The organism is Bradyrhizobium sp. (genome assembly GCF_035484855.1).
Classification (GTDB): Bacteria; Pseudomonadota; Alphaproteobacteria; order Rhizobiales; family Xanthobacteraceae; genus Bradyrhizobium.
Window position 1 is genome coordinate 1 of sequence record NZ_DATHOP010000035.1, and the last position, 24351, is coordinate 24351.

Annotated in this window: 27 protein-coding genes and 1 riboswitch; of the genes, 12 read left to right on the top strand and 15 right to left on the bottom strand. The window is 62.8% G+C overall.

All coding sequences use genetic code 11. From position 1 onward, the window contains the following. The first annotated feature begins 75 nt into the window (after positions 1 to 75). Positions 76 to 852 (top strand): substrate-binding domain-containing protein, encoded by a 777-nt coding sequence (locus tag VK804_RS04195; protein ID WP_325368154.1) that lies wholly within the window; start codon positions 76 to 78, stop codon positions 850 to 852. Between the two features lie 41 nt (positions 853 to 893). Here VK804_RS04195 and VK804_RS04200 read toward each other — a convergent pair whose 3' ends face one another. Continuing rightward, on the bottom strand, positions 894 to 1514 hold the full coding sequence (locus VK804_RS04200) for an isoprenylcysteine carboxylmethyltransferase family protein (RefSeq protein ID WP_325368156.1): 621 nt from the start codon (positions 1512 to 1514) through the stop codon (positions 894 to 896). A 630-nt stretch (positions 1515 to 2144) separates the two neighbouring features. Here VK804_RS04200 and VK804_RS04205 point away from each other — a divergent pair. Further along, the gene (locus tag VK804_RS04205) at positions 2145 to 2294 is read left to right on the top strand and encodes a hypothetical protein (RefSeq protein ID WP_325368158.1); all 150 of its coding nucleotides are present in this window, start codon (positions 2145 to 2147) and stop codon (positions 2292 to 2294) included. Positions 2295 to 2566: 272 nt separating this feature from the next. Beyond that, positions 2567 to 3256: a putative quinol monooxygenase gene (locus VK804_RS04210; RefSeq protein WP_325368160.1), complete on the top strand. Its 690-nt coding sequence runs from the start codon at positions 2567 to 2569 to the stop codon at positions 3254 to 3256. Positions 3257 to 3313: 57 nt separating this feature from the next. On the opposite strand, the gene VK804_RS04215 is transcribed toward VK804_RS04210, so the two are convergent. From VK804_RS04215 to VK804_RS04225, 3 genes are all read right to left on the bottom strand, one after another. Then, positions 3314 to 4114, bottom strand: a complete 801-nt coding sequence (locus VK804_RS04215) for a transporter substrate-binding domain-containing protein (RefSeq protein WP_325368162.1) — start codon at positions 4112 to 4114, stop codon at positions 3314 to 3316. A gap of 160 nt (positions 4115 to 4274) precedes the next feature. Continuing rightward, positions 4275 to 6164, bottom strand: a complete 1890-nt coding sequence (locus tag VK804_RS04220) for a KUP/HAK/KT family potassium transporter (protein ID WP_325368212.1) — start codon at positions 6162 to 6164, stop codon at positions 4275 to 4277. Between the two features lie 175 nt (positions 6165 to 6339). Next, positions 6340 to 6975, bottom strand: a complete 636-nt coding sequence (locus VK804_RS04225) for a histidine phosphatase family protein (protein ID WP_325368164.1) — start codon at positions 6973 to 6975, stop codon at positions 6340 to 6342. A 201-nt stretch (positions 6976 to 7176) separates the two neighbouring features. After that, positions 7177 to 7239, top strand: a riboswitch (Fluoride riboswitch). A gap of 193 nt (positions 7240 to 7432) precedes the next feature. Between VK804_RS04225 and crcB (VK804_RS04230) the strand changes: the two genes are divergently transcribed. From crcB (VK804_RS04230) to ilvD, 4 genes are all read left to right on the top strand, one after another. Further along, on the top strand, positions 7433 to 7825 hold the full coding sequence (crcB, locus tag VK804_RS04230) for a fluoride efflux transporter CrcB (protein WP_325368166.1): 393 nt from the start codon (positions 7433 to 7435) through the stop codon (positions 7823 to 7825). 12 nt (positions 7826 to 7837) lie between these two features. Beyond that, complete coding sequence (gene crcB, locus VK804_RS04235) at positions 7838 to 8332, top strand: fluoride efflux transporter CrcB (protein WP_325368168.1); 495 nt, start codon at positions 7838 to 7840, stop codon at positions 8330 to 8332. Between the two features lie 11 nt (positions 8333 to 8343). After that, entirely contained in the window at positions 8344 to 8691 is a 348-nt protein-coding gene (locus VK804_RS04240) for a DUF190 domain-containing protein (RefSeq protein ID WP_325368170.1), read from the top strand. Positions 8692 to 8868: 177 nt separating this feature from the next. Continuing rightward, complete coding sequence (gene ilvD, locus VK804_RS04245; protein WP_325368172.1) at positions 8869 to 10710, top strand: dihydroxy-acid dehydratase; 1842 nt, start codon at positions 8869 to 8871, stop codon at positions 10708 to 10710. Positions 10711 to 10937: 227 nt separating this feature from the next. Here the strand turns inward: ilvD and VK804_RS04250 are convergent, their stop codons facing one another. Next, positions 10938 to 11573, bottom strand: coding sequence for an O-methyltransferase (locus tag VK804_RS04250; RefSeq protein WP_325368214.1), 636 nt, complete (start codon positions 11571 to 11573; stop codon positions 10938 to 10940). Positions 11574 to 11578: 5 nt separating this feature from the next. Beyond that, entirely contained in the window at positions 11579 to 12763 is a 1185-nt protein-coding gene (locus tag VK804_RS04255; protein ID WP_325368174.1) for an MFS transporter, read from the bottom strand. A 74-nt stretch (positions 12764 to 12837) separates the two neighbouring features. Between VK804_RS04255 and VK804_RS04260 the strand changes: the two genes are divergently transcribed. Beyond that, a complete protein-coding gene (locus tag VK804_RS04260) occupies positions 12838 to 13638 on the top strand; it encodes an AraC family transcriptional regulator (protein ID WP_414642717.1) in 801 nt (266 codons plus the stop codon). 32 nt (positions 13639 to 13670) lie between these two features. On the opposite strand, the gene VK804_RS04265 is transcribed toward VK804_RS04260, so the two are convergent. Both VK804_RS04265 and VK804_RS04270 read right to left on the bottom strand, forming a co-directional pair. Continuing rightward, the gene (locus VK804_RS04265; protein ID WP_325368178.1) at positions 13671 to 13814 is read right to left on the bottom strand and encodes a hypothetical protein; all 144 of its coding nucleotides are present in this window, start codon (positions 13812 to 13814) and stop codon (positions 13671 to 13673) included. 87 nt (positions 13815 to 13901) lie between these two features. Further along, the gene (locus tag VK804_RS04270; RefSeq protein WP_325368180.1) at positions 13902 to 14483 is read right to left on the bottom strand and encodes a hypothetical protein; all 582 of its coding nucleotides are present in this window, start codon (positions 14481 to 14483) and stop codon (positions 13902 to 13904) included. 39 nt (positions 14484 to 14522) lie between these two features. On the opposite strand from VK804_RS04270, the gene VK804_RS04275 reads away from it, so the two are divergent. Continuing rightward, positions 14523 to 15878 carry a malonyl-CoA decarboxylase gene (locus tag VK804_RS04275; protein WP_325368182.1) on the top strand — a complete coding sequence of 452 codons (1356 nt, stop codon included), beginning with the start codon at positions 14523 to 14525 and terminating at the stop codon, positions 15876 to 15878. Between the two features lie 202 nt (positions 15879 to 16080). Here the strand turns inward: VK804_RS04275 and VK804_RS04280 are convergent, their stop codons facing one another. From VK804_RS04280 to VK804_RS04310, 7 genes are all read right to left on the bottom strand, one after another. Beyond that, positions 16081 to 17250: a mandelate racemase/muconate lactonizing enzyme family protein gene (locus tag VK804_RS04280; protein WP_325368184.1), complete on the bottom strand. Its 1170-nt coding sequence runs from the start codon at positions 17248 to 17250 to the stop codon at positions 16081 to 16083. A gap of 113 nt (positions 17251 to 17363) precedes the next feature. Further along, complete coding sequence (locus tag VK804_RS04285) at positions 17364 to 17639, bottom strand: DUF3297 family protein (RefSeq protein ID WP_325368186.1); 276 nt, start codon at positions 17637 to 17639, stop codon at positions 17364 to 17366. Continuing rightward, the gene (locus VK804_RS04290) at positions 17636 to 18112 is read right to left on the bottom strand and encodes a glutathione peroxidase (protein ID WP_325368188.1); all 477 of its coding nucleotides are present in this window, start codon (positions 18110 to 18112) and stop codon (positions 17636 to 17638) included. Before VK804_RS04290 ends, VK804_RS04285 begins: the two co-directional genes overlap by 4 nt. Positions 18113 to 18139: 27 nt before the next feature. Further along, the gene (locus VK804_RS04295) at positions 18140 to 19540 is read right to left on the bottom strand and encodes an amidase family protein (protein ID WP_325368190.1); all 1401 of its coding nucleotides are present in this window, start codon (positions 19538 to 19540) and stop codon (positions 18140 to 18142) included. Positions 19541 to 19621: 81 nt separating this feature from the next. Further along, positions 19622 to 20188, bottom strand: coding sequence for a c-type cytochrome (locus VK804_RS04300; protein ID WP_325368192.1), 567 nt, complete (start codon positions 20186 to 20188; stop codon positions 19622 to 19624). A gap of 108 nt (positions 20189 to 20296) precedes the next feature. Beyond that, positions 20297 to 21568: a PQQ-dependent sugar dehydrogenase gene (locus VK804_RS04305; RefSeq protein WP_325368194.1), complete on the bottom strand. Its 1272-nt coding sequence runs from the start codon at positions 21566 to 21568 to the stop codon at positions 20297 to 20299. 279 nt (positions 21569 to 21847) lie between these two features. After that, positions 21848 to 22105 carry a DUF6894 family protein gene (locus VK804_RS04310; RefSeq protein WP_325368196.1) on the bottom strand — a complete coding sequence of 86 codons (258 nt, stop codon included), beginning with the start codon at positions 22103 to 22105 and terminating at the stop codon, positions 21848 to 21850. Positions 22106 to 22414: 309 nt separating this feature from the next. Between VK804_RS04310 and pqqA the strand changes: the two genes are divergently transcribed. From pqqA to pqqC, 3 genes are all read left to right on the top strand, one after another. Then, on the top strand, positions 22415 to 22495 hold the full coding sequence (pqqA, locus tag VK804_RS04315; protein WP_009031067.1) for a pyrroloquinoline quinone precursor peptide PqqA: 81 nt from the start codon (positions 22415 to 22417) through the stop codon (positions 22493 to 22495). Between the two features lie 135 nt (positions 22496 to 22630). Then, complete coding sequence (gene pqqB, locus VK804_RS04320) at positions 22631 to 23560, top strand: pyrroloquinoline quinone biosynthesis protein PqqB (RefSeq protein WP_325368198.1); 930 nt, start codon at positions 22631 to 22633, stop codon at positions 23558 to 23560. A 5-nt stretch (positions 23561 to 23565) separates the two neighbouring features. After that, on the top strand, positions 23566 to 24351 hold the full coding sequence (pqqC, locus tag VK804_RS04325) for a pyrroloquinoline-quinone synthase PqqC (RefSeq protein WP_325368216.1): 786 nt from the start codon (positions 23566 to 23568) through the stop codon (positions 24349 to 24351).

Consider the following 24351-nt stretch of genomic DNA (forward strand, 5'->3'; position numbering starts at 1 on the left):
GCCGATCTCGCCGCCAATATCGACAAGCTGCACGAGTATCTTGGCGTCTGAGATACAAAATCACTGGAGGGAACGATGAGACGAGCTGTTGTTGCGGCGTTTGCCACCCTGCTGCTGACCGGCGCGGCCCATGCGGCCGAGGTCCGGGTGATGATCTCGGGCGGATTGACGGCGGCCTATAATGCGCTGGTGCCGGAATTCGAGCGCCAGACCGGCAACAAGGTGATAACCGCCTACGGGCCGTCGATGGGGACCACCATCAATGCGATCCCGGTGCGGCTGGCGCGCGGCGAACCCGCCGATGTCCTGATCATGGTGGGCTATGCGCTCGACGATCTCGCCAAGCAGGGCAAGGTGATTGCCGACAGCCGCGTCGAGCTGGTGAAATCGCCGATCGGGATTGCGGTGAAGGCCGGCGCGCCGAAGCCCGACATCAGCTCCGCCGACGCGGTCAAGCGCGCGCTGCTGGCGGCAAAATCGGTGGCCTATTCCGACAGCGCCAGCGGCGTCTATGTCTCGACCGAGATGTTCAACAAACTCGGCGTGGCCGACGCCATGAAGGACAAGGCAAGGAAGATTCCCGCCACGCCCGTCGGTGAGATCGTCGCGCGCGGCGAGGCCGAGCTTGGTTTCCAGCAGATCAGCGAATTGAAGCCGGTCGCGGGCATCGACATCGTCGGCCCGCTGCCGCCGGAGTTGCAGAGCATCACGGTGTTTTCGGCCGGGATCGCCACGGTTTCGAAAGAACCCGAGGCCGGACGGGCCTTGATCAAATTTCTCGCCTCCCCCGCCGCCCGCGACGCGATCGTCAAGAGCGGCATGGAGCCGATCGCGGCGGGCGCGACGAATTAGCGGGAGTAGCGAATTTCGGGTGAGGGAAACCCGGCAGTTGCTCAAAACACAAATGGCACGAGCATTTTGGTCCGGCTCATATACTCCGGATACTGCCCGGGGAACTGCTCCATCATCAGCTTCTCCTCGCGACGGGCGCTGTAGACGAAATAGACGGCGGAGAAAACCAGCGGTATCGACCAGAACGCGCTTTGCCCGATCGCCGAGCCGAGCATGCCAAGCAGCATGCCGGTATAGATCGGATGGCGGATATGCGCGTAGGGACCGGTCGTGACGAGATCCGGATTCTCCTTGCGGGACATCGGCGTCCCCCAATTCCGCCCCAGATGTAGCCGTGCCCAGATCGCAAGGCCAATGCCAAATGCGCAGAGCGCGACGCCAACAACACCCGAGAGCGTGCTGACGCCGGCCGCATGGCTTCGCGCATTTCGCAATGCCCGACGGACCGCCGGGAAAGAGAGCGCCCAAACGACGAGCGCGATGATCGCCGCCCGCCATCCGATCTGCCCCCACCGGAATCGCGCGCCGATATTCCTTTTCGCGCTTACGGCCATGACCGCCCAGACCGCGATGAACACGATCCAGAGTGCGAGGATGAAGCAGCTATAAACAGTCATGACCCATGGCAACCACGTTGACGCGCCGGCGATTTCTGCGAGCAATGTGTGAAGCGGCCAAAAGAATCGCAAGTGGGTGCGGGCCAACGAACCCGGACGAATCTACCTGCCCGATTGTTGTTCCGTCGTCGAGGAGAGCGCCCGACTGGATCCGGCGCAGGGCAGGTGCGACCCCGATCTACCGGGCAAACCAGTGCGTATCCTGCGCGGTCTGGTCTGCCGTTCCCTTCAGGCATTCTCGCGCCGCTTCGATCTGCGCCTCGGTTGCCCCGTGACTGCGCGCCCAGATTTCCGCCGTTGAAGCTGAGTACCTTGCGACGTAAATGCGAACCATCGTGCATGATATTCGATGCATGACGCCCTGTTGCCTCTCCGCCAACGCTCCGGATGAAAGAGATACGCTCAGCGCAACAGCGCCAATTCCACGCATCAGCATGGTGCCCCCGTCAGTGCCCAAGTGCATACCCCGGAGTCAGAGGACCAGACTCGGTGCCGGTGGACAAATTAAACTGCAGCGCACGACCGACCTGTCACCAACTATCGACAACCTGGTTCCCAGGGGGCGGAACCGAGAGCGATGATCGCAATTAGATTCGTGGTGGCGACGCTGCCGCGAGGCGACGATCTCATCCGTCGCAACCAGCTCCACAATCACCATGATGCGAGGCCAGTCTCATGATCCGCAAATTGCAATCAGGCGAATACCGGCTCTATTCCCGCAAGATCAATCCCAGGACCGGCAAGCGCCGCAATCTCGGGACCTTCAAATCCCGCGCGGCCGCGGAAAAGCATGAGCGCGCCGTGCAATATTTCAAGCGGCATTAGCCCGCTGAGGCATCGCGCTTTCGAGTCCGTAGAATCCGTAGGGCGGATTGGAGCCCAACGGGTCCGCGCAAAGCGCGGCCCGATGACAGGCTCCGGCGTAATCCGCCGTTGCGAGCGACGTGCTCTACCCGGAACGAACGCGCCGAGGATGGTTCGCGGGACGCAATATTGATCTTACCGGCTATGAAAGTCGAAGCGGCGGATTACGCCTTCGGCTACAATCCGCCCTACGAGCTAAACTGCCGCATACCGATCCCTGGGGGAAATTGCCAATGTACCGCTATTTTGCCGCGACCGTTTTCGCCACCGTCGGTTTATTTTGGGCCGGCCGCGATGTGCTCGCGGAAGATGCCGCACAGCCCACCTATGTCGTGACCTACATGGAAATTGCGCCCGGCCTGGTGTCCGAGGCACGGCCGTTGATCACAGCCTATGGCGCCGATGCAAGAAAGGCTTCCGGTGCCGTCGAGGTCGATGCGCTCGAGCGCATCGGATATCCCAACCACTTCGCGCTGATCGAGCAATGGCAGTCGCCGGGCGCAAAGCAGGCCTTTGCGTCGACCGAGGCGGCTACGAAATTTCGAGCGGCGCTTGGCCGGCTGCAAAGCGCGGCTTATGACGAGCGCCTTCACTCAGCCCTCTCGGTCGGTCCATCCAAGGAGGCCTCGCCCGATGCGCTGGTGATCCTCACCCATGTCGACCTCATTCCAACCTCGGTCGACGTCGGGGTCGGCAAGGTGAAAGCATTCGTCGAGCAGGGCCGGGGCGCCCGCGGCAATCTTCGCTTCGATGTTCTGACCCAGGCGAGCCGCAAGAATCACATGACCATCGTCGAGAGCTGGGATGCGCCCGCCAGCAAGGACGCCTGGATTTCAACGCCGGCCGCACGATCGTTCCGGGAGGATCTGCAGCCAATGAGCGGCAGCCTCTACGACGAACGAGCCTACAAGACCCTGCGCTGATAGCCGCTCCCGTGCCGCGTTTCGGGTCACAGGCGTCCCGGCCATCGGGCAGAGGCGTCATTTCACCTGGATCGGCTTGTCCTTCAATCCGTTGTTGTCGTAGGCCTTGCGCAAGGTGCCGTCGGTCTCAGCGTCAGTCATGAATTTGGCGGCGAACGCCAGCGCCAGCGGATGGTTGAGCGGCACCGCCACCGCGGTCACGGTCTTCTTGAAGGTTTCGTCCAGCACATGCGTTCCCGGAATCTGTTTCGCCAGATCGTTGAGCCCCTCGCGCGAGAGCGCGAACGCATCGACATCGCCTTTCTTCAGCAGAGTGACGATCTCGTCATAGGTCTGGTAGCCCGTGACCTGTGCGTTCTTCAGATGCGCGATCGCGCCGCGCATCGTCGTGGTGTTGTTGACGGCGGCGACCTTGACGCCCGGCTGGTCGAGGGTTGCAAAATTCACGATCGGCGATCCGGCCCTGACGATATAGGTCGCATCCGCCACCTCGTAGTTGGGTCCGTACGACATCTTGGTCTCGCGCTCCGGGTCCTTCGGCAGGAAGCTGACGTCCCAGGCGCCTTTCGATGCGGCGTCGGTGATCTGGCCTGAATTCTGGTAGGCGACATATTCGACGGGTACACCGAGCCGCATTGCCATGTCCTTGCCGAGGTCGACCGGCACCCCGGCAAAGCCGCCGGCCGCGCTTTTGCTGCACCAGAACGCGCCGCCGGCCGCGCTGATCGCGATCGCGACCCGCAGCTTGCCGGTCGGCGCGATTTCGTCCTTCAGCGGATCGGCGCAGGCCGGAGCGGCCATCATGATCGAGGCGCCCAGAATGAGGCCGGCCAAGCGCGGCAAGGTTGGAAAAGACATCGAATACTCCCTTACATCGGCTCGTTGAATTGCGAGCTCTCGCCGCCATTGTGATCGATCGGGGCTGATGTGGGAACCCGGATTATCGTCCGGCCGGCAAATTATGCGGGCGACCCGACGGATATTGGCTGGAAGGGCAGCCGAACCGGCTGCGCCAAATTCAGATCGTCACGCGAAATCCCACCTCGATGACGGCGTCGTGGGGAATCTTGAAAAAGTCCGGCGCCCGACTGGCGATGCGGTTCAAAAACGAGAAGATCGCAAACGATACCGGATCCATCGACGAGCCCTCGTCGCGGCGAACGATGGTCTCATGCGCGATATAGTAGTTCTTGTGGTCGAGATCGGCATCGAAGCCGAGCTTGTTGCAATTGATCAGGCTGAGCGGAATGTCCGGGGTCTGCATGAAACCCAGCCTGACCTGGATCCGGTAGAAGCCGTGGCCGAGACGGTGCACGGAATGACGCTCGTGAAACGGCACCCGCGGCCTGCGGTCGGAGATGAACGTCAGTAGCACCACGATCTCGTGGAGCACCCTGTTGTGCTCGATATGCCGCAGCAGCATCGGCGAGGCGCCGTGATCGACCTTGGTCAGCCATACGCCCATCCCGGGCGCGCGGCCGATCACGGCCTCGTCGGCAAAAGCGAGGAATTCCTTCAGCGGCATCGACATCTCGTGCAGACGACGCCTGACTTCCGAGGAACCCTTGCGCCAGCACAGCATCAGCACCGCGATGGCGAAGCCCACGACCAGCGGAAACCAGCCGCCCTCGACGATCTTAATCGAGTTCGAGACCAGGAAGGTGGCGTCGATCGCGCCGAACATCGCGATCACCGGGATGGCGACGGCCGCCGGCCATCGCCAGCGCGAAACCGCGACCTGGTAAAGCAACAGCGTGGTGATCAGCATGGTGCCTGATACCGCGATGCCATAGGCCGCCGCCAGATTATCGGACGAGCGGAACAGCACGACGGTGAACAGCGTGCCGGCCATCAACAGCCAGTTGGTGGCCGGGATGTAGATCTGGCCGGCCTCGTCGACGGAGGTTGGCGTTATCTTCGCCCGCGGGCACAATCCCATCTGCATCGCCTGCCGGGTCAGCGAGAACACGCCCGAGATCAGCGACTGCGAGGCGATGATGGTGGCGCAGGCGGCGAGCGCCACCATCGGGATCAACGCCCAGGCGGGCGCCAGCTTGTAGAACGGATTGTCGGAGGCTGCCGGATCGGCAAGGATCAGCGCGCCCTGGCCGAAATAATTGAGCACCAGCGCCGGCAGCACCAGGCCGAACCAGGCGCGGCGGATCGCGCCCGGGCCGACATGGCCCATGTCGGCGTAAAGCGCCTCGCCGCCGGTCAGCGCCAGAAACACCGCGCCGATCACGGCGAACGAGATCAGCGGATCGGCGCCGAGGAAGCGGGCGGCCTCCGCCGGATTGATCGCCCACAATATCGCCGGCGCCTTCACGACGTTGGTGGCGCCGAGCACGCCGATGACGACGAACCAGACCACCATGACCGGGCCGAACAGCCTTCCGATACTTTCGGTGCCGCGGCGCTGGATCGCGAACAAGCCGATCAGGATCACCAGCGTCACCGGCACGATGAATTTTTCGAATCCCGGCGCCACCAGCTTGAGCCCCTCCATCGCCGACAGTACCGAAATCGCCGGCGTGATGACGCCGTCGCCATAGAGCAGGGAGGCGCCGATCACGCCGAGCAGCACCAGTATGGGAAGCCTCCCGCCCCTCGCGATCTGTTCGGCGCCGACCAGCGACAGCAATGCCAGGATGCCGCCCTCGCCGTCATTGTCGGCGCGAAGCACGAAGATCACGTATTTCAGCGACACCATCGCCATCAGCGCCCAGAAAATCAGCGAAACGATGCCGAGCGCGTCGGCGGCGGTCGGGACCGGATGGCCGATGCCGGTAAGCGCGACCTGGAAGGCGTAAAGCGGGCTGGTGCCGATGTCGCCATAGACGACGCCGAGCGCCGTCAGCGCCAGGAACCAGGGATTACCGGCGTGGTGGAGGTATTTGGCCTGGTCCATCCTGGCGTCGGAATGACCGGGAACGACACCCGTTGCCGAACGATCGATCAGGCCGGCCGGGGCACTCGATGGCATGTCCATATGAACCTCGCGAGGAGATCACATTGCCTGTACTCGCGAGGTTGGCATTCAAGATTTGGGCCATGATACGCCCCCCATCGGCGGCACCGGGAGTTCAATGACGCGCCGGCCAGTCGAACCCGATGTCGAGATGCGCGGTGTCGTTCATTCGGCGCAGCTGAAATGAACTGCCGGTGACTTCGATTTCGTTGATGCAGCAGGGGCTCTGCGCGAAGCGCCAATAGGCTGACAGCGGCAGGTCGAGAATTTGAGTCAGCATAACCCTGTTGACGCTGTCATGGCCGACCAGGACGACCGTGTCCGCCGCATTCCGGGAAAGAACGAAACGCAGCACGCTCGCGGTGCGGGTCGCGACATCCTGGAGCGATTCTCCGTTCGGAAACCGGACCAATTGGGGGGTCGTGAGCCAGGCTTCGAAAAGGCCGGGATCACTTGCGCGGGCATCATCGTATGTCCGCGACTGCCATGCGCCATAGTCGAGATCGATGAGCCCGCCGAGCGGCTCGGATGGAACGCCGCAAGCCCCGGCGATTGCCGCGCCGGTTGCAACGCATCTCCGGAGCGGACTGGTATGGATCGAACTGGGAACCCATTGCGACGCGATCCGGAGCGCCAGCAACTCAGCTTGCCGCTCGCCCGTTTCCGTCAGGACGAGATCGGCGCGGCCTCTGAAACGCTCGGGTTTTATGCCCTCCACATGACCGTGGCGGACCAATAAAATGACGGTCATCCAGCTGAGCTCTCCTCATCGGCCGGCCGCTATTTGGCGAAGAGCATATACGTTGTCTTGCGTATTGGCGCGGGCGGGGATGGGTGACGTACCGTCCGTCCTCAAATTTTCGCCGATCGTGTGCCGACCGATGTAGCGCCAGCCATAAGTATGGGTTTTGTCGGCCGACATTGATCCCTGGTTTGACATGGTTTAGGATTGCATATCCAAGGGGATGGGGTTCCCCAAAACCGCCTGATGAGGGCTGATGACTCCTGCCGCGTCGAGAATGCGGGGGTTGGTCCGTTGCGGTACGTCCGCTCAGGCTCCTTGGCCGTCTCACCGCGAAACAGGATTGCTGCGTCGTCCGCCAACCGGAGCTGGTGGGCCGACGGCCGGTGCGTTTATTGTTGGCGTTGCGGAGCGATCGGCGGAAGATTTGAGCAGCAAGCGACCCGGTGAAATGTAGAGGCCTGCAGTGGATACGATCAACGGCGTCATGTGGGTTGCGCTGGGCAGCGTGCTCGGTGGGACAGCGAGATTCTGGCTGTCCGGCTTTGTGGCGCGGCGTGTCGGCGAGACATTTCCCTGGGGAACAATAGTCGCCAATGTGAGCGGCGCCTTCCTGCTCGGCATCCTCGCGGCATCGGCCGCCAGCCATGGGATTTTTGCGGCCGTAAAACCGTGGCAATTCGCGGCGATCGGCATCCTTGGAACCTACACCACGGTATCGTCCTTCAGCCTGCAAACGCTGTCACTTGCCCGCGACGGCGAAATGATGCGCGCTGCCGGAAATATGGTGCTCTCGCTTTCCCTCTGCCTTCTGGCCGTCACCGGCGGCTTTGCGGCCGGCCTCTACGTCCTGGGGTAAGAGCATCCAGCCATGCAGGACAACATTTCACCGAAATTGCCGCCGAGCGGCCAGATCGAGAAGCCCCCGCCCGCTCGCGTACGGCGCCGCGCCTGGTGGTCAACACTCTGGGACAAGGCGGGCTCCTATGTTTCGGTGGCGCTCGGAAGCATCGTCGGCGCGGTGGGACGTTTCCTGGTTTCCGTCCTGTTCGTGAGCCAGTTCGGCGACGGCTTTCCCTGGGGCACATTGTTCGTCAACGTGACCGGTTCGTTCGTCATTGGATTTTATGCTGCGTTGACCGGTCCGGACGGCAGGCTGTTCGTCAGCGCGCGGCAGAGGCTGTTCGTCATGGTCGGCATCTGCGGGGGTTACACGACATTCTCCGCGTTCAGTCTGGAAACCCTGAGATTGGTGCAGTCCGGCAGAGTCCAGACCGCATTGGTTTATCTGGTCGTCTCGGCCGTCACCTGGATCGCCAGCGTATGGATCGGTCATGCGCTGGCGGCACGCCTCAATCGTTTGTAAGGAATCGAGACATGCAACTACCGAAACAAGCCGTCCTGTTGAGGATTTTCGCCGGCGAGGATGATAAATTCGAGGGCCGTCCGCTCTATGAAGCGATCGTCATGAAGGCGCGCGAGATGCACCTGGCCGGCGCCACCGTGTTGCGCGGTCCGATGGGATTCGGCAAATCGAGCCTGATCCATACCGACAAGATCCTGCGCCTTTCCATGGATTTGCCGCTGGTCATCGAAATCGTGGATTCCGAGGAGAAGATCAATGAATTCCTGCCGGTTCTCGACGGAATGATGGACAGTGGTCTGGTCACGCTGGAGAAACTGCAGGTTCTGCAGTACGGCACCGACAAGACGGCCGATGGCTAGCCGGGCGCGGAAATACCAGGATCATCTTTCCTGCCGGTGCTTGACGGGATGATGTCGAGCGGTCTTATCACCATTGAGAGAGCGGAAGTCCTTCCATATGGCCCGGAGGAAGCCCGTCCGTTACAAGCCGTCAAGCCGGAGCCGCGGTCGCAAAACCTGAAAGTCTAGAGGAAATCCATGCCAGCCTATCGTTCCCGCACCACAACTCACGGCCGCAACATGGCGGGCGCCCGCGGCCTTTGGCGCGCGACCGGCATGAAAAACGAGGATTTCGGCAAGCCGATCATTGCCGTGGTCAACTCGTTCACGCAGTTCGTGCCCGGCCACGTCCACCTCAAGGATCTCGGCCAGCTGGTGGCGCGCGAAATCGAACAGGCCGGTGGCGTCGCCAAGGAATTCAACACGATTGCGGTCGACGACGGCATCGCCATGGGGCACGACGGCATGCTCTACAGCCTGCCGTCGCGCGAGCTGATTGCCGACAGCGTCGAGTACATGGTCAACGCGCACTGCGCGGATGCCATGGTGTGCATCTCCAACTGCGACAAGATCACGCCGGGCATGCTGATGGCGGCATTGCGGATCAATATTCCGACCGTGTTCGTTTCCGGCGGGCCGATGGAATCCGGCAAGGTCACGATCAACGGAAAAAACAGGTCGGTCGATCTGGTGGACGCCATGGTCGCGGCCGCCGACGACACGGTCAGCGACGCTGACGTCGCAATCATCGAACGATCGGCGTGCCCGACCTGCGGGTCCTGCTCGGGCATGTTCACGGCAAATTCCATGAACTGCCTGACCGAGGCACTGGGGCTTGCCCTTCCCGGCAACGGCTCGGTGCTGGCGACCCATGCCGATCGCAAGGGCCTGTTTGTCGAGGCCGGCCATCTGATCGTCGACCTGGCGCGCCGCTACTACGAACAGGATGACGAGACCGCGCTGCCGCGGACCATCGCCAGCTTCAAGGCGTTCGAAAATGCCATGACGCTGGACATCGCCATGGGCGGATCGACCAACACCGTGCTGCATCTGCTGGCGGCGGCCTATGAAGGCGAGATACCCTTCACGATGCAGGACATCAACCGGCTGTCGCGCCGGGTGCCGGTGCTGTGCAAGGTCGCTCCCTCCGTTCCGGACGTGCATCTGGAAGACGTTCACCGCGCCGGCGGCGTGATGGCCATTCTCGGCGAACTCGACCGCGCCAATCTGCTCAATCGCGAGCTGCCGACGGTGCACAGCGAGTCGCTCGAAGCCGCCCTGGACCGCTGGGATATCAGACGTACCAGGAGCGAGAATGTGCGCACATTCTACCGAGCCGCGCCCGGCGGCGTGCCCACGCAGGTCGCCTTCAGCCAGGATCGGCGTTTTGACGAGATAGACACCGACCGCGCGGCGGGTTGCATCCGCGACGTCGAGCACGCCTTCTCAAAGGACGGCGGTCTTGCGGTGCTCTCCGGCAATCTGGCCGCCGACGGCAGTATCGTGAAAACCGCAGGCGTCGATGAAAGCATCCTGAAGTTCGAAGGTCCGGCGCGGATCTTCGAGAGCCAGGATGCCGCGGTCGAAGGCATCCTGACCGGCAAGATCCGCGCCGGCGACGTCGTGTTGATCCGCTACGAGGGCCCGCGCGGCGGCCCCGGCATGCAGGAGATGCTCTATCCGACCAGCTATCTCAAATCCAAAGGTCTCGGCAAAAGCTGCGCGCTGATCACCGATGGACGCTTTTCGGGCGGGACCTCGGGCCTGTCGATCGGGCATGTCTCACCGGAAGCCGCCGAAGGCGGTTTGATCGGCCTGGTCGAGGAAGGCGACCGCATCGAAATCGATATTCCGAAGCGTTCTATAAGCCTGCTCGTTGATGACGCCGTTCTGACGCGGCGCAGGGAGGCGATGCTGGCCAGGAAGACGGATGCCTGGAAGCCCGCAAAACGCAGCCGCAAGGTTTCGATGGCGCTGAAGGCCTATGCCGCGCTCACGACAAGCGCCGCAAGGGGTGCGGTGCGGGTGGTCAGAGAATAGGTGGAAGACCGCCAGCCGCCTAGAGTCTGACTCGAAATGCAGCCAATGGAACCGACGGTCATGCAAACTCGTCATGCCCGGGCTTGTCCCGGGCATCCACGTCTTTGCAACCAAGCTGCAAGAAAGACGTGGATGGCCGGGACGAGCCCGGCTATGGCGAAGAAAGAGATTCTTTCTCAAGCGATTGGGGTGGCCCGGAAGTGCTGGCTGCTTTTTCGGTCAGACTCTCAGGACGGGCAGCGCACGGACAATTCCAGGCCGCCGGCGAACGGCAGCGTCATCGTGCGGAAGCCGTTGGCCGCGAGATACGCGAAATAGTCCGCGTATTCGCTGGGATATTGCGCCGTATTGTCGGCGATCACGGCGGCCCCTGCCTTGAGATGCGGGCCGACCAATTCCAGCGCCGGCCGCGCCATCGAGATCCAGATGTCCATCAGCATGAAATCGACCGGTCCGTCGATTTGCTTCAGCGTCTCGCGCAGGTCGCCTTCGCGCAGCTCGATGTATCGGCTCAAGCCCGCCTGGTCGAAATGCGTCCGCGCAGCGGCGGCCTTGTCAGGCTCGTATTCGGTGCCGATTACCACGCCGGCGCCGCCGGTTAAGCGGATATTGTCGCGCAGCGCCGCGGCGAGATAGAGCGTCGAGACGCCCCACGAGGTGCCGATCTCGACGATCCGGCGCGCATTGCTGGCGCGGCAAAGCTGGTAGCAGAATTCCGCCTTGTCGCGATCGAGCGCGACGAGCTTGTCGCTGAGAAAGGCTCTGTCCGTCCGGCTGGCGTCGAGGTTTCGCATCGCAGCCGCCTGCTCGTCGCTTCTCGCATGCAGGCCGGCGAGCAGGCGTTCCAGTTCCGGATCGGCCATGACGCTCAAGGATGGCTCACTTCGGCCGCCGGCACCTTGATCTCCGTCGGCAGGATCAGGGCGGCGGCGATCACCAGCAGGCACAGGCCAGCGAACGCATGCAGCATGGTGACGAAACCGCCCTGCTGGTAGAGCCAGGCCACCAGGCCGACCGAGACGCCGGCCGCGGTGAAGCCGACGAAATAGCGCACCGCATAGGCGCGCGAGCGCCATTCCTCGCTGGTGTATTTGCCGACCATGGCGTCGTTGACGGTGACCTGGCCGAACGCGCCCATCACGATGCCGATCGAGACCAGGATCAGCGGCAGGTTCGACAGCGTGGCGGCGAAATACAGAAACGGCGCCAGCACGAAGGACAGCGGCAGCGAGACCGCCTTCAGCGAATGGCGGTCCAAGAGCTTGCCGATGGTGTATTGCGTCATGGCGCCGAACACATAGACGCAGGCCGCGATCACGCCCAACAGCGCCGGGCTCTTGGTCAGGTCGGCGAGCCGCTCGGCAAACAGTTTTGGCAGCGCCACCGTCACCGCGTTGAAGGTGGTGGAGATCGCGACCACCACGATCAGCAGCGCCACGATTACCCGCCACATGTCTTCTTTCGCAACGCGCGCCTGCGCCGCCGCCTGCCGCGAGCCGGTGCGGTCCTCATGCACCACGGTCCAGGCAAAGGCGAGACCTACCAGGATGGTGACGATGCCCGGAATGATGAAGGCAAAGCGCCAGCCGAGATACTGGCCGACCACGCCGGTGACGAGCGCCGAAGAGGCGACGCCGAGATTGCCCCAGACGCCGTTCAGCCCCATCTCGCGGCCGAGCCGGTCGGCATAGGACACGATCATCGCGGTGCCGACGGGATGGTAGATCGAGGCAAACAGACCGATCGACAGCAGCGCCGCGCCGAGTTGCAGCGGGCTCTCGACCAGGCCGACCGCGATCATCGAGGCGCCGATGCCGAGAAAGAAGATCACCATCATGTGGCGGCGGCTCCAGCGGTCGCCGAGCCAGCCGGTCAACAGCGAGCCCGCGCCGAACGCGACGAAGCCGGGGGTGGCGTAGGGCAACAGCTCCGAATAGGCCATGCCCAGCGCGGGCCCCATCACGATCACGGCGGCGGCAAAAATCAGCATCGAATAATGGTCGATGAAATGGGCGGCGTTGACGAAGCCGATCACGCGGGCGGGGCTGTTCATATGCAAATCCCTGGGTCGAATCCGATCGTATTTTGCAGTAGGTTATAGGGCCTTGTCCTGACGGGATGCCGCCAATGAGTATCGCCGAGCCGCCAATCGCAGCCCTGCTGAGGGGCCAGCGCGCGACCGGCGATGGCGTCCACCTCGTCTCGCGCCATTACAGGAAGGGCATTCGGCTCGACACCCATATGCACCGCGAGGCGCAACTGGTCTATGCGGCCAGGGGCACGATGCAGGTCACCACGCCGAAGGGACGCTGGCTGGTGCCGCCCGACCGCGCGGTGTGGGTGCCGGCGCGGCTCGGACATGCCATCGACGTGCTCGCCGACATCGACATGCGCACGCTGTATTTCGATCTGGCGTGGCTGGCGCGGGAAGAGCGCAGCGAAAGTCTTTCGTCCGAATTCGTCGTCAAGGTGTCGCGGCTGTTGCACGAGACCATTTTGGCGCTGTTCGATACAAGCAACGATCCCGCGCGCACCGAACTCTTGATAAAATTGGCCGTGCTCGAACTGCACCACGCCGAGGATTCCACCACCTTCATTCCGTTGCCGCAGGAAGCGCGCTGCCGCCGCGCCGCCGATATCGTGCTCGGCGATCCCACCGCCGCCCACGAGATCGAAACGCTGGCGCGCGCGGTCGGGACCTCGGCGCGGACATTGTCGCGGCTGTTTTCCGCCGAGACGCAGCTGAGCTTCAAGAGCTGGTGCCAGCGTGCCCGCATTGCCTGCGCCATCGAGAAGCTTTCGATGGAAACCGATGTCTCGGTCAAGCAGCTCGCCTCCGAACTCGGCTACGCCAGCGTGCCCGCCTTCTCCCACGCCTTCCGCCAGGTCACCGGCAAGACCCCGACGGAGTTTGCGGAAAAGCAATGACTTGTCATACGCGGGCTTGACCCGCGTATCCATCACCCTTCGTGAAAGTCTTTCGAAGCGATGGATTGCCGGGTCAAGCCCGGCAATGACGGCTTCAGCTTGTAGGGCGGATTGGAGCCGAAGGCGTAATCCGCCATTAAGGCCGCAATAGCTTCAACCACCCGGCCGACCATCATCGACGCTTGCCGAAATACTCCGAGTTTTTTCCGCCGGATGGTCACGGCGACAGATTATGCCTTGGGCTCCAATCCGTCCTATGCGACTTAATTTCTTGTAGAGCTTAGTTTTGCGATAGCGAAGCGAACTGAGGCAAATGCCGCATAGATCATCAAGCAAACCAAGGAAAAGACAGCAAAAAGAGGAAGGAATGGGAGCGATCCAAACTTTGGGTCATTTTCCACGTAGGTACCGAGATAAGTACCTCGTGCTTGAAAGAGCATCTGGATTGAGAGCAGAACGTAGAGAGCGAGAAAGCAGAAGGAAAAACTCCGATTTCTGATGATGAACATCACGAGGACCGGACAAAAAAAGCCCCATGCGTCGTTACTCAGATAATGACCCAAGGGTCCAGGTCCGATATAGGCGCCCTCCGCGACTACGATGAAAGCCACGACGAGCGCGCAAATATTGGCGATTAGCGTTGCACGGGAGGCGGTCAAGTTCATGATAGTCTTCCTTAGGAAATTTGCCTTCGCGTGGCAGCCATCGACCAAGGATAGCATGGCGGAGGCGGAGGGTTCGTCAAGACGGCGGATTACGCCTTCGGCTCCAATCCGCCCTACAGCCTGACCGTTTTTTGCGCTGGATGCCCGCTTGATTGTGATCGTCGCTGCCCTAAATCCCATGTAAGCTTCTACCCGGATCCGGATTCGACTTAGCCCGACATGAGCAGCAACGCCTTTTTCTCGGACCTGTTGGCCTCGATTTCCGAGCGCGGCCGCACGCTGCTTCGCCGGGTAGGGTCCTCGGAGGCCAAACCGGATGGCGCCGAGCTGATTGCCTTGTGCGAGGCGCTGCTGTCGGGCCGCGGCGAGGCGTCAGCCACCGCCATGGCGCGCGAGGTGCTCGACCGCTACCAGCATCTCGACGATTCCGAACGGCTGGCGTTCTTCGAGAAGCTGACCCGCGACTTCGGGCCGGACCGGGAACGGCTGGCGCAGACGATCGAGAACTGGCGCGCGCAGCCCAACGACACTGATGCCAGTGAACTGCATTACGCTTCCGAGCCGCGGCGGCAGGAACTGATCCGGCGGCTCAACCGCGCGCCGGGCGGCACCAGCGCGCTGGTGGCGATGCGCACCGATCTGCTTTCCGCCATGAAAGGGCACAAGGACCTCGCCGCGCTCGACCGCGACGTCGCGCATCTCTTGTCCTCATGGTTCAACAGGGGGTTTCTCGTGCTGCGCAGGATCGACTGGTCGACACCGGCCAACATTCTGGAACAGATCATCCGCTACGAGGCGGTGCATGAAATCCGCGACTGGAACGATCTGCGCCGCCGCATCGACCCGGTCGACCGCCGCTGCTACGCGTTCTTCCATCCGGCTCTGGTCGACGAGCCCCTGATCTTCGTCGAGGTGGCGCTGACCGAGACGATTCCGGCGGCGATCGCCCCGCTGCTCGCCGCCGACCGACCGCTGGTGCCGACCGAGCGCGCCCGCACCGCGGTGTTTTATTCGATCTCCAACACCCAGCGCGGCCTCGGCGGCATTTCCTTCGGCAGTTTCCTGATCAAGCAGGTGGCCGAGGAATTGCAGCGCGAGCTGCCGAGACTGGAGAATTTTGTGACGCTCTCGCCGGTGCCGGGTTTCATGACCTGGCTGAAGCAGGCGGACGATGTTCCCGTGTCGGATGAGGACCGCGCGGTGCTGGAAATTCTCGACAGGTCCGACTGGTACGAGAATGCCGAGCTTGAGGCGCAGCTGCGCGCGGTGCTCGAGCCGCTGGCGGCATATTATTTCCTCAAAGCCCGCACGCCGAAGGGACGGCTGATCGACTCGGTGGCCCGCTTCCACCTCGGCAACGGCGCGCGGCTGGAGCGGATCGACTGGATGGGCGACCTCTCGCCCAAGGGCCTGCGCGAATCCGCAGGCATCATGGTCAACTATCTCTACCGCCTCGAGGACATCGAGAAGAACCACGAGGCCTACGCCAATGACGGCGAAGTCGTTGCATCCGGTGCGGTGAGGCGGTTGCTGAGGAGCGAGGGACGCAGGCTATTGGATATGCGGCTGTCGTAGTCGCTTGTCATTCCGGGGCCTGCGAAGCAGGAACCCGGAATCTCGAGATTCCGGGTTCGCATCTTCGATGCGCCCCGGAATGACGGACCGCTCCATCTATTCTTTCCGTCATGCCCGGGCTCGTCCCGGGCATCCACGTCTTTACCGCATCAAAGAAGGTAGACGTGGATGGCCGGGTCAAGCCCGGCCATGACGAATTAGGCTACGCCGCCAGCGCCTTCATCTCCTTGTAGAGATCGGATTTCCCTTCGAACCCGATGCCCGGCAGATCCGGCATGGTGATGTGGCCGGCCTCGACGCGGACGCCGTCGGGGAAACCGCCATAGGGCTGGAACAGATCGGGATAGCTCTCGTTGCCGCCGAGGCCGAGGCCGGCCGCGATGTTGAGCGACATCTGATGGCCGCCATGCGGGATGCAGCGGCTTGGCGACCAGCCTGCCGTCTTCAGCACTTCCAGCGTGCGCTGGTATTCGCAGAGACCATAGGACAGCGCGCAGTCGAATTGCAGCCAGTCGCGGTCGGGCCGCATGCCGCCATAGCGCAACAGGTTGCGCGCGTCCTGGTGGCTGAACAGATTTTCGCCGGTCGCCATCGGGCCGGGGTAGAATTCCGCCAGCGCCGCCTGCAGCTGGAAATCCAGGGGATCACCGACCTCCTCGTACCAGAACAGCGGATAGTCGCGTAGCATTTTGGCATAGGCGATGCCCGTCTCCAGATCGAAGCGGCCGTTGGCGTCGACGGCGAGCTGCGCGTCGTTGCCGATCTCAGCGAGTACGGCCTCGATCCGCGTGCGGTCTTCGTCGATCGGCGCGCCGCCGATCTTCATCTTGACGACGTTGTAGCCGCGGTCGAGATAGCCGCGCATCTCGCCGCGCAACATTTGCAAGCCCTTGCCGGGATAATAATAGCCGCCGGCGGCGTAGACGAAGACGCGCGGATCGGCTTCTCGTCCATGGCGCTCGGCGAGCAACCGGAACAGCGGTTTGCCCGCGATCTTGGCCACCGCGTCCCACACCGCCATGTCGATGGTGCCGACCGCGACCGAACGCTCGCCATGGCCGCCCGGTTTTTCGTTCGACATCAAGGTCGCCCAGATCCTGTCGGGATCGAGATTGTCGCCGGCCTCATCGAGCAGCGTCTTCGGATCGGCCTCCATCAGGCGCGGCGCAAAGCGCTCGCGGATCAAACCGCCCTGCCCGTAGCGGCCGTTGGAATTGAAGCCGTAACCGACCACCCGCCTGCCGTCGCGCATCGCGTCGGTGACGACGGCGACGAGACTCGTGGTCATTTTGGTGAAATCGATATAGGCGTTGCGGATCGGAGACGAGATCGGCTTTGTCACTTCGCGGACGTCGACGATGCGGACGGACATGGGGTTTGGGCTTTCCTTCTTCGTCATGCCCGGGCTTGACCCGGGCATCCACGTCTTAACTTTGTTACGGCGAGAGAGACTTGGATGGCCGGGTCAAGCCCGGCCATGACGAATTATTGCTTGTCGCGGAAATACGGTTCGACCGGGCCGTGGACTTTGATCGTCAGCGGATTGCCGTAGCGATCCTTGGCATTCCCTGCGGTGACGCGGACCCAGCCTTCGCTGACGCAATATTCCTCGACGTTGGTCTTCTCGACGCCCTTGAAGCGGATGCCGACGTCGCGCGCCAGGATCGCTTCATTGTAGTACGGGCTCTTCGGATCGGTGCACAGGCGATCGGGCAGTTGCTCGCTCGCTGGCTCTTCCTTGGCGTCGTCGTTCTCGTTCACAGCAGGGCCTCGATTTCTTTCCTCAGGGATTCCGGAGTTGCGGTCGGCGCGTGCCGCGCCACCACCTTTCCGGAACGATCGACCAGGAATTTGGTGAAATTCCATTTGATCGAGGACCCCAGCAGGCCGGATTTCTCGCTTTTCAAATACCGATAGAGCGGATGGGCGCGATCGCCATTGACCTCGATCTTGGCGAACAGCGGAAACGTGACGGCATAGTTGCTGGCGCAGAACTCGCCGATCGCCTTGGCATCGCCCGGTTCCTGCCTGCCGAACTGGTTGCAGGGAAATCCGAGCACGAAGAAGCCGCGCGGGCCGAGTTGCTTTTGCAGCGCCTCCAGCCCGCGATATTGCGGGGTGAACCCGCAGGCGCTCGCGGTGTTGACGATCAGGAGCACCTGCCCTTCGAACCGCTTCAGGGCTACGTCCTCGCCGGCGAGCGAGGTTGCAGTGAAATCGTAAATGCCAGCCATCGCTCTGTGACGTCCTCGGTGTTTGATTCAGCTGACGGGATCGATCGGCGCCGGCGGCACGCCGCCGGCCTCGATCGCCTCGCCCGCGAGCAGGCAGAGGTCCTCGCGAAAACGCCCCGAGACCACCTGAACGCCGACGGGAATTTTTCCCACCAATCCCGTGGACACCGTTAGCCCAGGCAGCGCCATGAAGGGAATGGCGATCTGCGCCAGTTGCGCGCGCCAGACCCGCGCAAACGAGGCCTCGTCGCGCCGGTCGAGGCCGTCGGGGAACGGCAGTTCGCCGGAGACCGGTATCAGCAGCACCGCATAGGTCTCGAAGAACTGCAGCCACTGCCGGCTCAAGGTTGCCCGCCGCGTCAGGGTTTTGGAGAGCGCGTCCGCATCGAACGGAAAAACCTTCGACTTGTTGCCGCGCAGGCAGGCCAGCGCGCCGGGATCGCCTTCGCGCTCGGCAGCGGCGAGCTGCGCTTCATAACCGTCGCCGAGCCAGAGCTTTGTCTGTAATTCCGCCGGCTCGCGGAGCGGCGGCGTGTCGGCGATTTCCTCGACCGTCCATCCGGCGCGCTGCAGCCGTTTTCCGGCATCGATGACCGCTGCCCTCACTTCAGGCGCGGCTTCCAGGCTATCAGGCGCAAGACAGAGCGCGGCGCGCTTCGGCATCGCGGGTCCTTCGAGCGGCGCCGGCACCCACCAGGGATCGCGCGCGTCCTTGCCCGACATCGCATGAAGCGCGATTCGGAGATCGCCGATGGTGCGCGCCAGCGGGCCAGAGACCGCCGAGCTCTGCGGCCCGATGGGGCGCTCGGGCAGCGAGGCATTGAAGGCGGCGACACGTCCCACCGTCGGCCGCAAGCCATGCACGCCGCAGGCATAAGCCGGATAGCGGATCGAGCCGGCGATGTCGGTGCCGTGCGCGATATGGCCGATGCCGGCCGCGACCGCTGCGCCCGCGCCGCCAGACGAGCCGCCCGGCGTGATGGCGGGATCGCGCGGGTTCTTGGTGTCGCCATGGATCAAATTGGTCGTGAACCAGCGGTAGGAAAACGCCGGGCAATTGGTGCGTCCGAGAATGACGGCGCCCGCCTTGCGCAGATTGTCGATCACCGGGCTGTTGGTCGCAGCGATGACGTCGCGCTGAATCTTGAGACCGTTGGTATTGGCGAAGCCCGCCTGGTCGATATTGACCTTCACCGTGACCGGCACGCCCGCGAGCGCGCCGACCTCCTCGCCCCGCGCGATCGCCGCATCGATCGCGGCGGCCTGCGCCAGCACTTCTTGCGGCTTGTGATCGACCACGGCGTTGATGGCGGGATTGACCGCATCGAGCCGCGCCAGCGCCGCGGTCGCGGCCTCCTTGGCCGAAACCTTCTTCGACTTGATCAGGGCCGCGAGGTCTTGGGCCGACAAACGCCAGATATCCTGCATAACAACTCCGTATCGATGCCGGTCTTGTAGCGCCGAGTCCGCGCCAGCGCCACCCGCGAAACCGTCGTGTGCGAAGAGAACCTAGCGCAGGCGGGCGAGATAATAGGCGAGATCGGCGATCTGCTCCGGCGTGACCGGCTGCAGCACCTCGGCCATGGTGCCGTCATAGCCGTGGCGGCTGTTGTCCTTGTATTCGGCGAGCGTCTTGGCGAGATAATCCTCGCGCTGGTCGGCGATGCGCGGGACGTTGTCGCGCCCGGCGAAATCGAAGTTGTGGCAGGTGCCGCAATGGTTCTTCTGCACCAGCTCCTTCGCGCGCTCGATCCGCGCGGGATCGCCGGCGTCCGCGGGCGGATTGGGTTTCGGTAACTTGCCGATGAACTCGGAGAAGGCGCGCAGATCGTCGTCGGTGAACGCCTTCACCATCTCGTTCATCGGCTCGAAGCTGCGCAGTTTTTCGCGGAACATGAAGAGCTGGATCAGCGCGTAGGCCGGCTGCTGACCTCCGAGCGAAGGCGTGTTCTCGGTCTCGGATTGGCCGTGCTCGCCATGGCAGGCAAAGCAGGCCACGGCGCGTTGTTCGATGGTCTCGGCGTGCGCCGGAGCTGCGATTAGTGCAAGCGCCAAGGCCGCAATTGTCTTGTGCATGGTACGGTCTCGACGCTTGCTCGTCATTGCGAGCAGCGAAGCGACGAAGCAATCCACGCGGAAGCATGGATTGCTTCGCTCGCAATGACGGTTGTTGCCCTGATCGCCTTACTGCGAAGCCACCTTCGGCTTGCCGTAGGTGACGCGGTAGACCGCGCCGTTCCAGTCGTCGGAGACCAGGATCGAGCCGTCCTTCATCTGCATCACGTCGACCGGCCGGCCGACATAATTGTTGTTGTCGAGGAAGCCGGTGATGAGCGGCTCCATCGATTTCACGGTGCCGTCCTTGTTGAGCTTGACGACGACGACGTCACCGCCGGCCTTCTTGGACCGGTTCCAGGAACCGTGCCGCGCCACGATGATGGCGTTCTTGTAGTTCTTCGGGAACATGTTGCCGGTGTAGAACCGCATGCCGAGTGCGGCGGTATGCGGACCCATCAGGCCGACCGGCGCCGTGTAGTCCTTGCAGGAATGGCCCCAGCCGAATTCGGGATCCGGAATATTGCCCTGGTAGCAATAGGGCACGCCGAAATCCTCGCCGACCTTGCTGACGCGATTGAGCTTGTCCTCCGGCACGTCCTCCGACATCCAGTCGCGGCCGTTGTCGGTGAAGTAGAGCTGCTTGGTTTCCGGATTCCAGTCGAAGCCGACGGAATTGCGAACGCCGAGCGCAACCACTTCGGCGCCGGTGCCGTCGAGGTTGATGCGGCGGATCTGGCCGTGGGCGTCGTCATGCAGCACGTTGTTGCCGGGCTGTCCGACCGGAACATACAGCTTGTTGTCGGGACCGACCGCGATGAACTTCCAGCCATGGGCTTCGTCCTTGGGCAGGTTGTCGTAGATCGTGGTGGGCTTTGGCGGGTTGTCGAGGACGTCCTCGACCTTGTCGATCTTGTCGATCTTGGACAGTTCGGCGATGTAGAGCGTGCCGTTGTGGAAGGCGACGCCGTTCGGCCGGTAGAGGCCGGAGGCCAGCACCTTGACCGAGCGCTTGCCGTCCTTGTTGACGATCGCATAGACCTTGTCGACGAGGCGGCTGCCGACGAACACCGTGCCCTTGTCGCCGAGCGCCAGCGAACGGGCGTTGGCCATGCCGCCGGCGTAGACCTCGATATTGAAGCCGGCCGGCACCTTGAGTTTTGCGATCGGCAATTTGTCGACGGAGGCCGGCAGCGGCGGCGGCGCCACCGGCGCAAGCTTGGCGGCGGCTTCGTTGTCGGGCCGCCCGATCATGGGCGAACCCGGCGGCAGCGGCGCCGCGGCGGCCGGCGCAGCAGGCGCGGCCGGACTGGCCGGCTGTTGCGCGGCGGCGGCACAGGTAAATGCGCCGATAAAAACGCCCGCAAGCAACAGGCTGCGCGGCGACGAGCAGATCATCATGACGTCCTCCCCTTTGGTGGAAGCCCTTATTCCCGCGCGGCAAACCTTGCCGGTGCCGGTGGCTTTCCTGGGCGGCAGTCTCCGATATTTCCACGCCGCTGCGCAATCGGAAAACATGGGGCAGTTGCGGGCAGTCAGGCCGGAATGGATCGGGGCCGGCGGGGTTGCGGGTACGTTGCGGGTACAATTTCATTCCGGGGCGATGCGAAGCATCGAACCCGGAATCTCGAGATTCCGGGTTTCGCGCGGAGCGCGCCCCGGAATGACCGGCATGAGTCGTCAGTGTTTCGTCACCCGCATATCGGAGAAATCGAGCAGCGCTTCGGCGAACGGAAATTCCAACACGATCTCGCCGTCATCGTCGGTGACTTCGAGGATCGCCGTCAACAGCGCGCCCTCGGCGCCTTCGGTTTTCAGCAATTCCCGGATCATGGCGCGGGCGACCTCCCAGGCGCGGTCGGGATTGCGCAGCTCTTCGCCTTCGGGATCGGCGATCAGCTCATCGCCGATCCGTGTGTTGAAGAAATACCGCGGCATGGCCTGAAATCCACTTTGGGTTTAGGGTTCCGGTCGGCGAACCCGGGGCTTTTCACAAGTCACAACATCTTTATCCGAATTCTCGACCGGTGAGGCCGAAGCGGAACCCGCGCCCGGTCCGGCGCACGCGACTCTGAACCGCTTGATCCGGCTTTGGTTTGACGGCACGCCGCACAATTCGGTGAACTCTTTTTGCGATGCAGCATGGAAATCCAGTGTTTTACGACGAAAGATTTCACTGGCGAACTTTGCAATCCCGACTAGTTTATCAGGCGGGCGGAGTTCGTCCTGTCAACAAGGAGAGCCAAAATGGCCTGGAAAACCCCGAAGATCGTCGAAGTGCCGGTCGGCATGGAAATCAACATGTATGCGTGCGCCGCCCGCAAATAAGCGGCCGCGACAGCTTCACGTTTTGATTGAGGTGGACTTCCAGGTGTGACCCGCTCCCGCAAGGGATCGTGGCACGCCGGGTCCACCTTTGAGACGTTTGTAGTCCAAGGTGTCTGGATTTCCAGGAGACGGATCATGCTTCGCGTCGTCGTCCTGGGCGCCGCGGCCGGCGGCGGTGTTCCGCAATGGAATTGCGGATGTCCGGTTTGCCTGATGGCGCGGACCGAAAATCCCGAGCTCAGGAGCACCCAGGCCTCGATCGCGGTCAGCGCCGATGGCGAGCACTGGTATCTGATCAATGCCTCGCCCGATCTGCGCCAGCAATTGATCGCGACGCCACAGCTGCATCCGAGAGAAGGCCAGCTTCGCCACAGTCCGATCTCGGGCGTGATCCTGACCAATGGCGAAATCGATGCGGTGGCAGGCCTGCTGTCGATGCGCGAAGGCTCGCCGTTTGCGATCTACGCGCACCCAAAGGTGCTTTCGATTCTGAAAGCCAACAGCATCTTCAACGTGCTGAGCGAGAAGAACGTGCGACGCCAGCCAATCGCGGTGAACGAGGCGTTCGAACCTGATCTGCCCGGCGGCGCGCCGTCCGGCATCGAGATCCTGCCGTTCGAGGTATCGGGCAAGGGCGCCTGGTATCTGGAAGGCAAGGCTCACCCCGGCGGCAATGACGGCGCGGGCGACACGCTCGGGCTACGCATTGCCGACAAGGCGAGCGGCAAGTATTTCTATTTCCTCGCCGCCTGCGCCGGCGTCGACGACGATCTCAAGTCGCGGCTTGCCGGCGCGCCGCTGATCTTCTTCGACGGCACGGTGTGGCGGGATGACGAGTTGATCGCGGCCGGCCTTTCCACCAAGACCGGGCAAGCCATGGGACATATCGCGATGTCGGGAAATGCCGGAGCAATCGGAAGCCTGGCCAGCCTCGATATCGGGAGGAAGATATTTCTGCATATCAACAATTCCAATCCAGCGCTGCTGCACGACTCCGCGGAGCGCAAGATGGTGGAACAGGCGGGCTGGCAAATTCCCGCCGATGGAACGGAGATCGTGCTTTGAACGTGATGACGCAAAATGCGAAATCCCCCGACGGGATGACGGCCTTTTCGCGCGGCGCCAGCGCGCCGCTCGAAAGCGCCGAGCAGCTGGAAGCAGCCCTGCGCCACATCGGGGCGGTGCGCTATCACAATCTGCATCCGTTTCACCAGCTGCTGCATGGCGGCAAGCTGAACAAGGGACAGGTGCAGGCCTGGGCGCTGAACCGCTATTTCTATCAGAGCACGATTCCGCTGAAGGACGCAGTGGTGATTTCCCGGTTCCGCGATCGCGCCACGCGGATGGAATGGCGGCACCGCATCGAAGACCATGACGGCGACCTCGGCACCGAGGGCGGCATCGAGCGCTGGCTGAAGCTGACCGAAGGCCTCGGGCTCGACAGCGCCTATGTCGAGTCCACCGAAGGCATCCTCCCCGCGACGCGCTTCGCGGTCGAAGCCTATGTGCATTTCTGCCGCGACAAGACCCCGCTGGAAGCGATCGCCTCCTCGCTGACGGAACTGTTCGCCCCGAACCTGCACGAGGAGCGCATATCCGGAATGCTGGCGCATTACGATTTCGTCAACCCCGACATCATGAGCTATTTTAGCCGGCGGCTTAAGCAAGCGCCGCGCGACGCCGGCTTTGCGCTGGACTACGTCAAGCAGCACGCCAAGACCCCCGCCGAGCGCGAGGCGGTCTGCAACGCGCTGCTGTTCAAGACCAATGTGCTTTGGGTTCAGCTCGACGCGCTGTATCATGCCTATGTCGAAGGCCACATTCCGCCGGGCGCCTTTGTTCCCAAGAACGATTGA

Excerpts from the sequence above, each read along its gene's own strand:
- VK804_RS04225 (WP_325368164.1), bottom strand. The coding sequence starts at position 6,975 with ATGACCGTCATTTTATTGGTCCGCCACGGTCATGTGGAGGGCATAAAA.
- VK804_RS04305 (WP_325368194.1), bottom strand. The coding sequence starts at position 21,568 with ATGATGATCTGCTCGTCGCCGCGCAGCCTGTTGCTTGCGGGCGTTTTT.
- VK804_RS04260 (WP_414642717.1), top strand. The coding sequence starts at position 12,838 with ATGAGTATCGCCGAGCCGCCAATCGCAGCCCTGCTGAGGGGCCAGCGC.
- pqqA (WP_009031067.1), top strand. The coding sequence starts at position 22,415 with ATGGCCTGGAAAACCCCGAAGATCGTCGAAGTGCCGGTCGGCATGGAA.
- VK804_RS04220 (WP_325368212.1), bottom strand. The coding sequence starts at position 6,164 with ATGGACCAGGCCAAATACCTCCACCACGCCGGTAATCCCTGGTTCCTG.
- VK804_RS04240 (WP_325368170.1), top strand. The coding sequence starts at position 8,344 with ATGCAACTACCGAAACAAGCCGTCCTGTTGAGGATTTTCGCCGGCGAG.
- VK804_RS04210 (WP_325368160.1), top strand. The coding sequence starts at position 2,567 with ATGTACCGCTATTTTGCCGCGACCGTTTTCGCCACCGTCGGTTTATTT.
- VK804_RS04295 (WP_325368190.1), bottom strand. The coding sequence starts at position 19,540 with ATGCAGGATATCTGGCGTTTGTCGGCCCAAGACCTCGCGGCCCTGATC.
- VK804_RS04250 (WP_325368214.1), bottom strand. The coding sequence starts at position 11,573 with ATGGCCGATCCGGAACTGGAACGCCTGCTCGCCGGCCTGCATGCGAGA.
- VK804_RS04195 (WP_325368154.1), top strand. The coding sequence starts at position 76 with ATGAGACGAGCTGTTGTTGCGGCGTTTGCCACCCTGCTGCTGACCGGC.
- VK804_RS04205 (WP_325368158.1), top strand. The coding sequence starts at position 2,145 with ATGATCCGCAAATTGCAATCAGGCGAATACCGGCTCTATTCCCGCAAG.
- VK804_RS04255 (WP_325368174.1), bottom strand. The coding sequence starts at position 12,763 with ATGAACAGCCCCGCCCGCGTGATCGGCTTCGTCAACGCCGCCCATTTC.
- VK804_RS04265 (WP_325368178.1), bottom strand. The coding sequence starts at position 13,814 with ATGATGGTCGGCCGGGTGGTTGAAGCTATTGCGGCCTTAATGGCGGAT.
- VK804_RS04300 (WP_325368192.1), bottom strand. The coding sequence starts at position 20,188 with ATGCACAAGACAATTGCGGCCTTGGCGCTTGCACTAATCGCAGCTCCG.
- VK804_RS04310 (WP_325368196.1), bottom strand. The coding sequence starts at position 22,105 with ATGCCGCGGTATTTCTTCAACACACGGATCGGCGATGAGCTGATCGCC.
- VK804_RS04290 (WP_325368188.1), bottom strand. The coding sequence starts at position 18,112 with ATGGCTGGCATTTACGATTTCACTGCAACCTCGCTCGCCGGCGAGGAC.
- ilvD (WP_325368172.1), top strand. The coding sequence starts at position 8,869 with ATGCCAGCCTATCGTTCCCGCACCACAACTCACGGCCGCAACATGGCG.
- VK804_RS04275 (WP_325368182.1), top strand. The coding sequence starts at position 14,523 with ATGAGCAGCAACGCCTTTTTCTCGGACCTGTTGGCCTCGATTTCCGAG.
- crcB (WP_325368168.1), top strand. The coding sequence starts at position 7,838 with ATGCAGGACAACATTTCACCGAAATTGCCGCCGAGCGGCCAGATCGAG.
- VK804_RS04280 (WP_325368184.1), bottom strand. The coding sequence starts at position 17,250 with ATGTCCGTCCGCATCGTCGACGTCCGCGAAGTGACAAAGCCGATCTCG.
- pqqB (WP_325368198.1), top strand. The coding sequence starts at position 22,631 with ATGCTTCGCGTCGTCGTCCTGGGCGCCGCGGCCGGCGGCGGTGTTCCG.
- pqqC (WP_325368216.1), top strand. The coding sequence starts at position 23,566 with ATGACGCAAAATGCGAAATCCCCCGACGGGATGACGGCCTTTTCGCGC.
- VK804_RS04215 (WP_325368162.1), bottom strand. The coding sequence starts at position 4,114 with ATGTCTTTTCCAACCTTGCCGCGCTTGGCCGGCCTCATTCTGGGCGCC.
- VK804_RS04270 (WP_325368180.1), bottom strand. The coding sequence starts at position 14,483 with ATGGGATTTAGGGCAGCGACGATCACAATCAAGCGGGCATCCAGCGCA.